The following is a 731-nucleotide window of genomic DNA, read 5'->3' on the forward strand; positions in this document are numbered from 1 at the left end:
CGGGCCAGGACCGCCAGTCGGGGCCGTGCAGCTCGGCGAGCACGCTCCACAGGGCGTGGTCGTCGAGCGCGGTGCCCTGCCGGGTGACGTAGCTGTCGTAGTCGGCCTGCCGGCCGGGGCTGAGCGGCACCGTCCGCAGCAGCTCCAGCGCCTGGTGCTTGAGGTCCCAGACGGCGTCCCGGTCGATGGGGGCGTCCTTGCGGAGCACCGCCTCGCGCAGGCCGGCGGCGGCGGTCAGCAGCGCGGCGGTCCGTTCCCGCGCCTCGCCGGTGAGGTAGCCGTACTCGGGTACCTGTTCGACACGCAGGTGGACCGGGTCGGTGAAGCGTCGGGAGGACGGCCGGTACGGGGAGGGGTCGGTGGCCTCGTCAGCGGTGGCGGGCACCGCGGTGTGCAGCGGATTGAGCTGGAGGAAGCCGGCTCCGGCGGTGCGGCCGGCCCAGGCGGCGAGGTCGGCCAGGTCGGCCAGGTCGCCCATGCCCCAGGAGCGTTCCGACAGCACCGAGTACAGCTGGACCAGCAGCCCGAAGCAGCGGCCGGGGGGCGCCGGGAAGCGGTCGGGCACCACCAGCAGCGTGGCGTGGCACGACCGGCCGTCGGGGGTGAGGGCCTGGAGGGTGTGGGCACCGACGGGCAGTCCGGCTCCGACGTCGCGGTGGTCACCGCGCTCGGTGGTGACGCGCAGCGCGGTGCCCTCGGGCAGTCCCGGCAGGTGGGGGCGGCGGCCGTCG

Annotated in this window: 1 protein-coding gene; it reads right to left on the minus strand. The window is 75.9% G+C overall.

Translation table 11 applies throughout. From position 1 onward, the window contains the following. Window positions 1-731: 4-alpha-glucanotransferase (locus ACYVE9_RS29485; RefSeq protein ID WP_461030932.1), on the minus strand; the 731-nt coding region annotated here is incomplete at both ends.

The organism is Streptomyces sparsus, from assembly GCF_054776295.1.